The organism is Streptomyces rimosus (genome assembly GCF_008704655.1).
In the GTDB taxonomy this organism is placed as follows: Bacteria; Actinomycetota; Actinomycetes; order Streptomycetales; family Streptomycetaceae; genus Streptomyces; species Streptomyces rimosus.
This window is the reverse complement of the sequence record NZ_CP023688.1, coordinates 5,603,671-5,616,673: the sequence shown is the minus strand read 5'-3', so window position 1 is coordinate 5,616,673 and position 13,003 is coordinate 5,603,671. Positions and strand designations below refer to the sequence as shown.

The following is a 13,003-nucleotide window of genomic DNA, read 5'->3' as shown; positions in this document are numbered from 1 at the left end:
CCGGGGAAGGATGCGGCGCCCCTCGGCGCCCGCGCCCCTCCCCGTCCACCCGAGGGCGCGTATCACTGCTGCTCGGGCGGGCGCGGCAGCTGGTTCTCCAGGGTGTCCTCGTTGTCGGGGTCCACCGGCGCCCGCGTGTCGGACGGCGCCTCGTCAGCGGCTCCGTCCGGACCGGCCGCCGCCTCCCCGGCCGTACCGGCCTCGGTCGTACCGGCCCCGGTCCCGTCCGTCTCCGCACCGCCGGGCTTCTCCAGCAGCACCGTGCCGCCCTTCGCATGCGACGTGGCCCCCGCGCCTTCGACGCTCCCGGCGTCCTCCTCCGTGGCCGCATCGTCCTCGTCCGGGGCCTTGCCCGTCAGCGCGGCGAGGGTGTTGCGCACATGCGTCATGTGCTCGCGCACCTTCTCGCGGCGCTCCGCGTGCTCACGCAGTATCCGCTCCGTGGCCCGCTCGATCCGTTCGACCTCGACACGGGCCTGCGCCAGCAGGTCGGCGGCGCGCGCCTCGGCGTCCTCGTCGCGGTGGCGCGCCGCCTCCTCGGCCTCCGCGCGGAACCGCTCCGCCTCGGCGACCTTGGCCCGGCCCAGCTCCTCCAGCTCCGCCACCCGCTGTTCGAGGTCGGCCTCCTGCGCGGCGAGGTCCCGGCCGAGCGCGTCCCACTGCTCGGTCTGCTCCTCCTCCTGCTCCCGCAGCATCTGCGCCGTACGCCGCTCCATCTGGCGCAGCGCCTCCGCCGCCTCGGACCGCCACTGCTCGGCGTCCTTGGCCGCCGCCGCCTCGATGCCGTCCGCCTCGGACCACGCCGCCGCCACCCGGCGCCGCGCCCAGTCCTCGGCTTCGTCGCGCAGCTCCTGGGCCGCCCGGTCCGTGGCCTCGGTGATCTGCCGCTCGTACGCCTCGGCCTCCTCGCGCGCCCGCTCGGCCGCCTCCTCGGCGTCCTTGCGCAGCCGCGCCGCCTCGGACTCCGCGGTCGTCAGTATCAGCCGCGCCTGGTCGCCCAGCGACTCGTACGTCTGCGGCGGCAGCTGCCGTACGTACTCCCGCAGCTCCGCCAGCTCGGCCGTCATCTCATTGGCGAGGACCGTCAGCCGGGCCGCGCGCTCCCAGCAGGAGTCGCGGTCGATGGAGAGCCCTTCCACCCGCCGGTCCACGTCTTCGGGACGGTAGCCACGCCCTCGTACGATCTCGAACCCGTGAGGCGAAACCGATGCACTCATCCCTCAAGCCCCTTCCCGGCGTGCGGCGCGTTTGTGCGCACATCTTTCTGGATCGATTCGAAGCGACCGTTACGCGACACTCCGCCCCTCTCAATGCTCCAGGATGCGTTAATTGTTGCCAGAAGTCGGAATCGGGACATCTTCGCGAAGAGCCCAAAAGAGTCGCCGTGCTCCCTGCTCGTCCCACTCCACCACATCTCCGACACCTCCCAGGTCCACCCCGGGACGAGCCACCGGAACGGTGGTAGCCGCGCCCTCGCCGTCCGCGATGTTCTTCATCGACCAGCCCAGACGCGCCAGGTCCGGCACCCCGGCCGCCCGGTCCACCGTCAACGCCGACAGCCCCGCGTCCAGCGCCGGCACCAGAGCGAAAGGATTCAGCAGCACACCGGCCCCGAGCATCTTTTCGCCGAGCGCGCCGATCAGCTGCCGCTGCCGCCGCACCCGGCCCAGATCACCCTCCGGGTCCGTATAACGCGCCCGTACGTACGCCAGTGCCCTCACCCCGTCCATCTCCTGGCACCCGGCCCGGAAGTCCGCCCCTGACTTCTCGTCCTTCAGCGGCTTGTCCAGACACATCCGTACGCCGCCCAGCGCGTCCACCACCTGCACGAAGCCCAGGAAGTCGACCTCGGCGTACCGGTCGATCCGCAGCCCCGTCACCTGCTCGACGGTACGGGTCAGCAGCTTCGGGCCGCCCTCGGCGAACGCCACGTTGACCTTGTTGCGGCCGTGGCCCGGCACCGCCACATAACTGTCCCGCGGCAGGCTCACCAGATACGGGCCGCTGTCCCCACGGTGCAGCACCATGATCGTGTCGGTGTTCAGGCCCTCCTCGTTGCCCACATGCAGCCGCTTCCGCTGCTCCGGCGTCAGGCTCTGCCGGCTGTCCGAGCCGACCAGCAGCCAGTTCGTGCCCTTGCCGGACGGCGGTCTGCCGGAGTAGTCGGCGAGCGCGTCCGTACGGCGCACCTGGCCGCCCGCCCATACGTACAGCGCCACACCGCCCGCCACCACCAGCACCACCAGGATCAGCAGCACCAGCGCGATCCGCCTGGGCCAGGACATCGGCCGCCGGCCGCGCGGCCGGCGGCCCCGCCGCCCGGCGCGGTACAGCGCCGACGTACCCTCCGGCGACGGCGGCGATGACCAGGATGGCTGACCCATATACAGAGGATCATGGTCACCCGGCCGTCCCGCAGGTCGAGCGCCGCCACCGGCGGCACACCGGGTGAACCGCGCCTACAGCAGCCCGTCCCACATCTGTTCGAGCAGCACCGACCACCACGACTCCGGCGACCCCAGCGCCGGCGCGTCCAGCGCCACCAGCTGCGCCTGGAAGTCCACCGTCCAGCGCCCGGCCTGCTCCGGCGTCAGCCCGTACCGCAGCCGCCACATCCGGCCCAGCATCGCCATACAGCGCACGAACTCCGGCAGCCCGCTGTTCACGAACTGCGGCACGGCAGGCTGACCGCCCGGACCCGCCTCCAGAGGCACCGCCACGATGTGCGCCGTCCCGTACTGCACACACAGCTGACGCCCGAAGTCATTGCCCATCACCAGGTACGACCCCGCGTCCGCCGCCGGACGCACCCCGCGCTCCGCCGCCAGCTCCGCCAGCGTCGGCACCGGACGGCCCGGCTGCGCCTGCGCCCAGAAGAACGGCCCGAAGTCCACCGGCAGCCCGGCCCACACCAGCGTCTGCGCCACCACGTCCGGCACACCCTGCCGGGACACCGCCCGCTGATCGAAACGGAAGACGCCCTGCGGCCCGAAGGACTGCTCCAGCTCCTGCCCGAGCGCCTGCGGCGGCACCGGCGGAACCGGCTGCACCTGCGACGGATGCGGCAACGGCACCCGCACCGGCGCCGGCCGCGCCGGACCGTCCGCCACCTGGTGCAACTCCCCGTGGTGCGCCAGGAGATGACGCATACCCTGCTGCCGCGACGCGTGCTCCGTCCCGTACGGCGCGGTGTGACTGATCCGCACCTGCGGCCACGTCTCCCGCACCATCCGCGCGCAGTAGCCGCCCGGCAGGTCGCACGACTCCAGCTCCGTGTGCAGCTCCACCACCTGCTGTGGCGGGACGTTCATGGCGCGCAGCTCGTGCAGCAGCTGCCACTCCGGATGCGGCGCACCCGGCGCGGAACGCCGCACGATCTTCTGCTCCGAACCGTCCGGCGCCCGGTAGCTCAGCACGGCCATGTAGCCGGGGCCCACCGTCGGCTGCCCGGACGGCGCCTGCGGATAGCCGTACGAGCCGGGGCCCGGCGGCTGCTGTACGGCCGGGCCGGACGCGGGCGGACCCGGAACGGCGGGCGGCGGCATGCCGGGGCCCGGCGCGGCCGGACCGCCCGCGCCGTCGGCGAGCATCGTCGCCGCCGCGTGCACACCGCCACCGGGCGGAGCGGACGGCGGCGGGGGCGGGCCGCCCGCGTCAGCGGAACCGGACGGCTTGCCGGACGAGCCGGACGCCTTGGGGGCGCTCGGCGGGCCGGGGGGCGCGGCGGGCGGTCCGGGCGGGGCGGCCTGAGGCGCCGAGGGCGGAGCGGAGGGCGGCGGCACGCCGGGGCCGCCTGTTTCCGGGCGGAGGACGGCGTCACTGGCGAGCATCGTCGCGGCGGCGTGCACACCGCCGCCGGGACCGCCGGACGCGCCGTGGCCGCCCGGACCACCGGAAGGCGGCGCGGGCGGGCCCGGCTCCGGCCTCGGGGACGCCGCATCCGGGCCGTCCACCGCGCTGAGGTCCACCTCGTCCGCGTCCAGCTGCGAGACGAGCTGCGTCGGGATGTACCCGCCGGCGGGCGCGGCGGCAGGCGGCTGCGCGGCGGCACCCTTGGCACCGCCCTCGGCGCCCGGCGCCGCCGCGTCCGTACGGTCACGGCCCTCGTCACGGGCGCCGGGCACACCGGGAGGCGGCGGCGGACCACCGGCGTTCCCCGGCAGCGCCGAACCGTCGGCCAGCATCGTCGCCGCGGCATGCACCCCGCCGACCGGCGGCCCGGACGGCGGCGGAGGCGGCACACCCGGCCCCTCGGAACCGCCCGGCGCACCGGCCCCACCGCCGGGGCCCGCATACGCAGGTGGCGGCGGCACATCGGCGATCGGCGATCCGGACGGCGGCGGCAGATCGGCCAGCCCGGCCGCATCGGCAGGCGGCATCGGCCCGGCGGGCGGGCCGGGCGGCGCGGGAGGCGGCGACGACGGCATCGGCGGCGACGCCGGCCCGCCGGTCCCCGGCTCCTCGACCGCCGGAGCCAGCATCGTCCGCGGCAACTGGCTGCCGCCCGCGATCAGTTCGGTCTTCGCCTCGGGGCGCGTGCTCGGCGGCGGCGTGTCCTGCTCGTCGAACCCGGCCAGCGGCGGCGCGAAGACGGTCTCCGGCAGCCCCACCGAACGGTCGTCACCGCCCTCGTCGGCCCGGACGTCCGTACCGGACCAAGGAGTGGCCCCGTCCGGGACCCGGTCCCGCACGGGCAGCTCGCCCTGTATGGGCTGCTCGTTCCATACGGGCGGCTCGTCCCGTACAGGCTGCTCGGCTCGTACCGAGGCAGCCCCCGACACCCCGGACGCTCCCCCAGCCGTCTGCCCCGACCGCCGGTCCGCCAGCCCGATCTGGTCCGCGGCCTCCTGAAGCCACTCCGGCGGCGTCAGCAGAAACGACGTCGCCTCCAGGTCGATGCGCTGCGGCGGCGACTCCGCCGGGACGGCGTCCGCCACCGCGCCGTACTCCTCCTCGTACCGCCGGATCACCTCACCCACCGGCAGCCCCGGCCACAGCGTCGTCTCCCCGCTGTCCCGAGCGATCACCAGCCGGGCCCGGCCCCCATCCGTCCTCGGACCACCCTCGCGGTCCTCAGCCCAGGCCACGAACCCCAGCTCGAACTCCCGCACCCGTACCTCACGCTGGAACGGACCCGGCACGTCACCGTTGACCCAGCGCTCCGCGCGCTCCTGCGCCTGCGCGAACGTCACCACCGCGCCTCACCCCTCCACCGGAACGGCACGCGCGAAGCCGCCGTCCACCATCAGGTTCGCCACCGTCTCCAGCTCCGGCGGACTGCCCGCCAACTGCTGGAGGAAATCGTCGAAATCCGACCCGCACGGCAACAGCAGCCGCTCCGTCCGCTCCTGCACCGGCCAGCCGTCCCGGTCCCGCGCGTCGTCGTACGCGCAGAACCACACCGAACCCGGCGCGTCCCCCCGCACCTTCACCGCGATCACCCCACCCTGCACGAACCCCACACCCAGAAAGTCCTTGGTGAAGTGATCGCGCAGACACTTGTTGACGTACACCAGATCGTTCATCGCGGCCTCGTCCCGCACCGTGAAGAACGGCTGGTCCACCAGCAGCCCCAGATCCGCGTGCAGCCCCACACCCACCGGCGCACAGCCGCCCGCCGCCTTCAGGAACGCCCGGTACGCACCCGGCAGCCGGTACCCGAGCGACTCCTCGGCCTGCTGCACCTGCTCCTCCGCCACCGACAGCTCCCGGTGCGGCAGCCCGAAGTGCACCGGCCGGGTGTCCTGCAACGGCCGCGTACCGCGCCTGCCGTGATCCACCGACGCCGTCGCCAGCCCCCCGTGATGCCGCAGCAGCGCCTTCACATCGACCGGCACCAGCTCCATCCGCCGCGTACCCGCCACGTGGTGCCACGTCCAGCCGTGCGGCGTCGCCACCGGCGCCACGTCCTCCCACAGCTCGTGCCCCTCGGCGTGCAGCGCCACATTCGCCGACACATAGTCCGTCAGCCGCAGCTCGTCCACGCCGAAACCCTCCGGCGGCTCCGCGATCTCCGCGGCCGCCCGCGCGTACGACGAGAAGTCCGGGAACCCGCGCCCGTCCACCGGCACACCCCGCGGATACCGGGCGGCCCGCACCGGATCCGGGAAGTGCACGACCTGCCCGGCATAGGCCGAGTTCGGTGGTGCGGCGTGGCCCGCGGCCTGAGGGCCGGGAGGTGCCCCCAGCCCGTGCCGACCTGACGTCATGGCGGTGCTCCCTGGCTGATTCCGGCTACTGGGCACAGCCTATGCCGTGCCGCGACAGACTCTCCCGCGCACGCCGGCCCGGCACCCGCGGCCCCGCACCCAACACCCGCCGCCGACCGCACACTTCACCGCACACCCCCACCGCACACCCCCACCGCGCACCCACCCGCCGCCCGCCCCCGTACCGGTGCCCGTAACGCGACCGGACGTGGACACAACCGTGACATCACCGACAGCCCATCCGACTTCCCCAAGACCCGGGGCATTTGGCAGGCTGATCTCCCCCTACCCTTGCGGGGGACCTCCGGCGTCCCGGGGATTCGGGGAGGGAAAAGCACTGACCATGCGCACCACGGCACACCAGAAGACCGCCGCCACGGGAGACCCCCGCGTCGGCTGGAGCGGCACCGCCGACGACGACCGTCCGCCTGCCCTCCGCCACCGCCGCGACGGCATCCTCCCCACCGTCGGCGCCGCACTGTCCGTACGCGGACGCACCCTCACCTGCACCGCGAGCAAGGCCGAACAGCCCCCCGTGCTCCACCACCTCGTGCAGGACTTCCTCGACACGCTCGCCACCGCCCAGCGCGAACGCTTCACCGGGCGCTGCCCCGAAGCCGTCCTGCTGAGCCGCCACCTGACCGCCGTCGAGGCCAACCGCGGCAAACGCGCCTCCCGCAAACCCCTCACCAACGGCGAGGCCCGCCGCTCCCTGAAACACTCCAAACTCACCGCCCGGCACATCCGCGAGGACGGCGACCCCCTGCACGGCAGCTACGCTCCCCCCTGTCGCTCCTGCGACGCCCTCCTCGCCTTCTTCGGCGTCATGCCCATCGGCACGCACGCAGGGAGCTGATTAGCACCATGCCCCCCACCGCACCGTCCGCGGACTCCGCGGCACCCGTCGCACCGATCTACGACCACTCCCGCAGCGCGGCCACCCGCTTCCCCGTCGCCGTCGACGCGGCCCTCCAGGACGCCGGCTGGCGCCCCGGCCGCTGGGACATGCAGCAGGCCGAACACTGGGCCGACGCCCTGCGCACCCACACCTCCCCCGCCGGACACCGGCACACCGTCTTCCCCGCCGCCGTCGAGGCGTGGGCCGAGTTCGGCGGCCTGGACATCAACCCCACCGGGCCCGGCCGCCACATCGCCCCCACCCCCTTCACCCTCGACCCGCTGCACGGCCTCCACCTCGCCCGCACCCTCGGCGACCTCGGCCGCGCCCTGGAGACGGACGTCGCCCCGCTCGGCCAGGAAGCCGGCGGCCAGGCCGTCCTCGCCATCGACGCCGAAGGCCGCGTCTACAGCCTCGACCACACCGGCGACTGGTACCTCGGCCCGGACATCGACCAGGCCCTGAACACCCTCGTCCTGGGCGTCCGGCCGGTACGGCTGAGCGCGGCGGGGGCGGACTCCGGCTCAGGGACGGGAGAAGAGGAGCACTGAGGGGGCGGGGCCGAGCCTGGATCTGCTCCTGGCCCCGGACCCGCTCCTGCGGCTACGGGACCCGTACGAAACGGAGCCGCCTCAGCCCCCTCACCCCTCCACCTGCCGCCCCGGCAGCACCGCCGACACCCGGAAGCCGCCCGCCTCCGTCGGCCCCGACACGAACACCCCGCCCAGCCCGGTCACCCGCTCCCGCATGCCGACCAGGCCGTTACCGCCGCTCGGCAGCCCGACATCCACCGCGCCGCCCGCCGACGGGCCGTTCTCCACCTGTACGGCGACCTCACCCTCGCGATACGCCAGCCGAACCCGGGCCCGGGCGCCCGGCGCGTGCTTGTGCACGTTCGTCAGCGCCTCCTGCACCACCCGGTACACCGTCTGCTCCACCCCCGACGGATAACCGCTCTCCACGGCCGCGCCGTCCACCGACAGCTCCACCGCCATCCCGGCCGCCCGCGACTGCCCCACCAGATCACCCAGCTCCGCCAGCGACGGCCCCTCGCCACCCTCCGGCTCCGCCGTCACCACCGCGGCACCGCCCCGCGCCCGGTCACCGGCACCGGCCTCCGCCACCCGCGCTCCGGACCGCGGCCCGGCACCTCGCACGCCACCGGACCCCACCGGCCCCGCCGCCCGCGCGTCCGCACCCGAGGCCGCTTCCCCGGCCTCCGCGTTCGCCTTCACCTTGGACGCAACCGCCACCAGCCGCTCCGGCTCACCCGACACCGGCGCCGACGACCGGCCCGACGCCCCCTCCCCGTTCCGCAGTACGCCCAGCATCTCCCGCAGCTCGGTCAACGCCTGCCGGCCCATGTCCCCCACCAGGCCCGCGTTCCGCGACGCCTTCTCCGGATCCTTCAGCGCCACCGCCTGCAACGCCGCCGCGTGCACCACCATCAGGCTCACCCGGTGCGCCACCACGTCATGCATCTCCCGCGCGATCCGGGTCCGCTCCTCGTTACGGGCCCACTCCGCCCGCTCCTCCGCACGGTCGGCCAGCAGCGACAGTTCCCGCTCCAGCCCGTCCGCCCGCTCCCGCAGGCTCTCCACCAGGCGGCGCCGGGCACCCACATACAGGCCCCACAGCACCGGCGGCGCCGTCACGATCAACCCCACCGCGACCGCCATCACCAGCATGAACCACGTCGGCGGCCGGAACCCGGGCTCGTTGAGCAGGTCCTGCCGGAGCGAGAAGAAGCTGCTGACCAGCGTCCCGATCACCGACATCCCGGCCAGCAGCCCGAGCGCCCGGCGCGGCACGTCCGAGACCGCCAGCGAATACAGGCCCACGATGCTCAGCAGCGCGCCCATCTGCGTCGGCGTCACCGCGATCGAGACCAGCACCACCGCCACCGGCCAGCGGCGGCGCAGCAGCAGCACCGGGCCCACGACCAGGCCCAGCAGCAGCCCGGTCCACGACGGCAGCCCGGCGTCCCCGGCGAAGTCCAAGCCCTCGACCACGGTCTCCAGCGTCGAGACGACGGCCAGCGACACGTCCAGCACGGCGCTCCGCCGCCGTGGCCACCACCACGGCCCGGCGGGCGCGTCCCTGGCACCCGTTGCTTCGATTGCCCCCGTTGCGGTCATACCGACCAGCCTACGGGCGCCCGCACGCGTTTTTCCGTCGAGCGCTCTGCACGCGAGTGCACCGTTACGGACGGGTACCGGCTCGCATTCCCTCGAACTGTTGAATCGCCCACATTTTCGACAGCTTTGTACAGCGCCCGGCTCGAAGCTGAGCGCATGCACCGCCACACACAAGCGGACTTCGAGTCCCTGCGCGACCAGGCCGTCACCCTCCGCCGCGACGGTTTGAGCCGCCGCCAGATCCGCGACCGCCTCCACATCCACAACAACGACATCCTCAACCGCCTCCTCCAGGGCGAACCCCCACCGGACTGGACCCGCCGCCCGAACGCGAAGGATGACCTTCGGGCGCGGGCGCGAGAGCTGCGGGGGCGGGGGATGACGTACGACGCGATCCAAGTCGAGCTGGGCTGCTCGAAGAGCTCCATCTCCCTGTGGGTCCGGGACATGCCCAGGCCCCCGAGGCGCAGCAGCGAGCAGGCGTCCGCCATCGCGAAGCGCGGCTGGGAGACGACGCTGCTCCGCCGTGAGGAGGAGCGGCAGCGGACGAAGCGCGCTGCGGCCGACGAGATGGCGGGCCTGAGCGATCGCGAACTCCACGTGGCCGGGGTGTCGCTCTACTGGTCCGAAGGCACCAAGAGCAAGCCACACAGCCCCCAGGAACGCGTCACTTTCACGAACAGCGATCCCAACATGATCCGGCTCTTCCTCGCGTGGCTCGCACTGGTCGACGTCGCGCCGGAGCGGCTGCAGTTCCGCGTCCACATCCACGAGTCGGCCGACGTCGGCAGGGCCGAGCAATACTGGGCGGATCTCGTCGGTGTGGATGTCGCCACCTTCGCCAGGACGACGCTGAAGAAGCACAATCCGAAGACCGTCCGCAAGAACGTGGGCGAGAGCTACCACGGCTGCCTCGTGGTCCGAGTTCGCCAAAGTGCCGACCTCTACCGTCGCATCGAAGGCTGGTGGTACGGCATAGTAGGGGGCGTCCGCGGCAGCCAGGAGGCGAACCGGACATAACGGTGATCCCGGGTCGTCTAAGGGCAAGACCGCTGATTTTGGTTCAGCAGATGGGGGTTCGAGTCCTCCCCCGGGAGCCATGCCAAGTTCGGGTCCCGACCTCCGGTCGGGACCCGCCCGCGTTTCGCCCGCAAACCGCACCGGTATCCTTCGGGTGTCCACCACCCGAAGAAGCCGAAGGGCATCCCGTGAGCGCCAACCGCCCGGCCGCCGTCGTCGTTCTCGCAGCGGGTGAGGGCACCCGCATGAAGTCGTCGACCCCCAAGGTTCTGCACGCGATCTGCGGACGCTCCCTCGTGGGGCATGTCGTCGCCGCCTCCCGAGAGCTGGACCCCGAGCACCTCGTCGTGGTCGTCGGTCACGCCCGTGAGCAGGTCGGCGGGCATCTCGCCGAGATCGACCCGGATGTGCGCACCGCGGTGCAGCACGAGCAGAACGGCACCGGCCATGCCGTCCGCATGGGTCTGGAGGAGCTGGGCAACAGCGGTGTCACCCTCGACGGCACCGTGATCGTCGTGTGCGGCGACACTCCGCTGCTGACCGGCGAGACCCTCAAGAAGCTCGGTGACACCCATGCCGCGGACGGCAACGCCGTCACGGTGCTGTCGGCCGAGGTGCCGGACTCGACGGGGTACGGCCGGATCGTGCGGGACGAGAACACCGGCGCGGTCACCGAGATCGTGGAGCACAAGGACGCGACGGACGCGCAGCGCGCGATCCGGGAGATCAACTCCGGGGTGTTCGCGTTCGACGCGCAGCTGCTGACGGACGCGCTGGGGAAGGTGCGTACGGACAACAGCCAGGGTGAGGAGTACCTCACCGATGTGCTGGGGATTCTGCGGGAGGCCGGGCACCGGGTGGGCGCCGCGGTGGCGGATGATCACCGGGAGATCCTGGGCATCAACAACCGTGTGCAGCTGGCGGAGGCGCGCCGGCTGCTGAACGAGCGGCTGTTGCACCGGGCGATGCTGGACGGTGTGACGGTCGTGGATCCGGCGACGACGTGGGTGGATGTGTCGGTGACGTTCGAGGCGGACGCCACGGTGCACCCGGGTACGCAGTTGCTGGGTGCGACGCATGTGGCGGCGCACGCCGAGGTGGGTCCGGATTCGCGGCTGAAGGACACGTCGGTCGGTGAGGGCGCGTCGGTGTCGTTCACGGTCGCGGACGGTGCGAAGGTCGGTCCGGGGGCGAGTGTGGGTCCGTACGCGTATCTGCGTCCGGGTACGGATCTGGGCCCGAAGGCGAAGGCCGGTACGTATGTGGAGATGAAGAACGCGACGATCGGTGAGGGCACGAAGGTGCCGCATCTGTCGTATGTGGGTGACGCCACGATCGGTGAGTTCACCAATATCGGCGCGGCGAGTGTCTTCGTGAACTACGACGGTGAGTCGAAGCACCACACGACGGTCGGGTCGCACTGCAAGACCGGCTCGGACAACATGTTTGTGGCTCCTGTCACGGTCGGGGACGGCGCGTACACCGCTGCCGGCTCGGTGATCACCAAGGATGTGCCCCCGGGTTCGCTGGCGGTCGCGCGCGGCCAGCAGCGGAATATCGAGGGTTGGGTCGCCCGTAAGCGTCCCGGAAGCGCCGCCGCGCAGGCTGCGTCTGCTGCTGGCCAGGAGTCCGACGGCGAGCAGTGATCGTGCTCGGGTGCGCCGTGCGGGGCGTACCGTGATAAGTGCACGCAAACAGGATTCGAGGAGATTTGCTGTGACCGGGATCAAGACGACCGGCGAGAAGAAGCTGATGCTCTTCTCCGGCCGCGCCCACCCCGAGCTGGCTGAGGAGGTCGCCCACCAGCTGGGTGTCGGGCTGGTCCCGACCAAGGCGTTCGACTTCGCCAACGGCGAGATCTACGTCCGTTACCAGGAGTCGGCGCGTGGTGCGGACTGCTTCTTGATGCAGAGCCACACGGCTCCCATCAACAAGTGGATCATGGAACAGTTGATCATGATCGATGCGCTGAAGCGGGCCTCGGCCCGCAGCATCACCGTGGTCATCCCGTCCTACGGCTACGCCCGCCAGGACAAGAAGCACCGCGGCCGCGAGCCGATCTCGGCGCGGCTGATCGCGGATCTGCTGAAGTGCGCGGGTGCGGACCGAATCGTCACGGTCGACCTGCACACGGACCAGATCCAGGGCTTCTTCGACGGCCCGGTGGACCACCTGTTCGCGCTGCCGGTCCTGGCGGACTACGTGGGCGCGAAGGTGGACCGCGAGAAGCTGACGGTGGTCTCGCCGGACGCGGGCCGGGTGCGGGTCGCGGACCGCTGGTGCGACCGGCTGGACGCGCCGCTGGCGATCGTCCACAAGCGCCGGGACAAGGACGTGGCGAACCAGGTCACCGTCCACGAGGTCGTCGGTGACGTCAAGGACCGGGTCTGCGTCCTGGTGGACGACATGATCGACACCGGTGGCACGATCTGTGCCGCGGCGGACGCGCTGTTCGCGAACGGCGCCGCGGACGTCATCGTGACGGCCACCCACGGCATCCTGTCCGGTCCGGCGGCGGACCGGCTGAAGAACTCGAAGGTCAGCGAGTTCGTCTTCACCAACACCCTGCCCACCCCGTCGGAGCTGGAGCTGGACAAGATCACGGTGCTGTCGATGGCGCCGACGATCGCCCGGGCGATCCGTGAGGTGTTCGAGGACGGCTCGGTGACCAGCCTCTTCGAGGAGCAGTGAGCCGGATTCCGTAGCCCGCGAGGGGCCACGGAGATCGACTTTGGGGG

Annotated in this window: 10 protein-coding genes and 1 tRNA gene; 6 read left to right on the top strand and 5 right to left on the bottom strand. The window is 72.5% G+C overall.

Annotated features, from left to right (window positions below; genetic code table 11):
* Positions 1-62 precede the first annotated feature (62 nt).
* The 4 genes from CP984_RS24375 to CP984_RS24360 all read right to left on the bottom strand — a co-directional run bounded on the left by CP984_RS24375 (position 63) and on the right by CP984_RS24360 (position 6,209).
* Complete coding sequence (locus tag CP984_RS24375; RefSeq protein ID WP_003986364.1) at positions 63-1,151, bottom strand: coiled-coil domain-containing protein; 1,089 nt, start codon at positions 1,149-1,151, stop codon at positions 63-65.
* Positions 1,152-1,325: 174 nt separating this feature from the next.
* Positions 1,326-2,285, bottom strand: a complete 960-nt coding sequence (locus CP984_RS24370) for an LCP family protein (protein WP_003986365.1) — start codon at positions 2,283-2,285, stop codon at positions 1,326-1,328.
* A 174-nt stretch (positions 2,286-2,459) separates the two neighbouring features.
* Positions 2,460-5,195 carry an SUKH-4 family immunity protein gene (locus CP984_RS24365; RefSeq protein WP_030181281.1) on the bottom strand — a complete coding sequence of 912 codons (2,736 nt, stop codon included), beginning with the start codon at positions 5,193-5,195 and terminating at the stop codon, positions 2,460-2,462.
* 6 nt (positions 5,196-5,201) lie between these two features.
* The gene (locus tag CP984_RS24360; protein ID WP_030181283.1) at positions 5,202-6,209 is read right to left on the bottom strand and encodes an SMI1/KNR4 family protein; all 1,008 of its coding nucleotides are present in this window, start codon (positions 6,207-6,209) and stop codon (positions 5,202-5,204) included.
* 343 nt (positions 6,210-6,552) lie between these two features.
* Between CP984_RS24360 and CP984_RS24355 the strand changes: the two genes are divergently transcribed.
* Both CP984_RS24355 and CP984_RS24350 read left to right on the top strand, forming a co-directional pair.
* Entirely contained in the window at positions 6,553-7,065 is a 513-nt protein-coding gene (locus CP984_RS24355) for a YwqJ-related putative deaminase (RefSeq protein WP_003984393.1), read from the top strand.
* A gap of 8 nt (positions 7,066-7,073) precedes the next feature.
* Positions 7,074-7,658: an SUKH-3 domain-containing protein gene (locus CP984_RS24350; RefSeq protein ID WP_003984392.1), complete on the top strand. Its 585-nt coding sequence runs from the start codon at positions 7,074-7,076 to the stop codon at positions 7,656-7,658.
* A gap of 90 nt (positions 7,659-7,748) precedes the next feature.
* On the opposite strand, the gene CP984_RS24345 is transcribed toward CP984_RS24350, so the two are convergent.
* Positions 7,749-9,245 (bottom strand): sensor histidine kinase, encoded by a 1,497-nt coding sequence (locus CP984_RS24345; RefSeq protein ID WP_078575450.1) that lies wholly within the window; start codon positions 9,243-9,245, stop codon positions 7,749-7,751.
* A 156-nt stretch (positions 9,246-9,401) separates the two neighbouring features.
* Between CP984_RS24345 and CP984_RS24340 the strand changes: the two genes are divergently transcribed.
* From CP984_RS24340 to CP984_RS24325, 4 genes are all read left to right on the top strand, one after another.
* Complete coding sequence (locus CP984_RS24340; RefSeq protein WP_030181286.1) at positions 9,402-10,265, top strand: hypothetical protein; 864 nt, start codon at positions 9,402-9,404, stop codon at positions 10,263-10,265.
* 6 nt (positions 10,266-10,271) lie between these two features.
* A tRNA-Gln gene (locus CP984_RS24335) sits at positions 10,272-10,345 on the top strand.
* A 108-nt stretch (positions 10,346-10,453) separates the two neighbouring features.
* Entirely contained in the window at positions 10,454-11,911 is a 1,458-nt protein-coding gene (gene glmU, locus CP984_RS24330) for a bifunctional UDP-N-acetylglucosamine diphosphorylase/glucosamine-1-phosphate N-acetyltransferase GlmU (RefSeq protein ID WP_003984390.1), read from the top strand.
* 70 nt (positions 11,912-11,981) lie between these two features.
* Complete coding sequence (locus CP984_RS24325) at positions 11,982-12,956, top strand: ribose-phosphate diphosphokinase (RefSeq protein ID WP_003984389.1); 975 nt, start codon at positions 11,982-11,984, stop codon at positions 12,954-12,956.
* Positions 12,957-13,003: the final 47 nt, after the last annotated feature.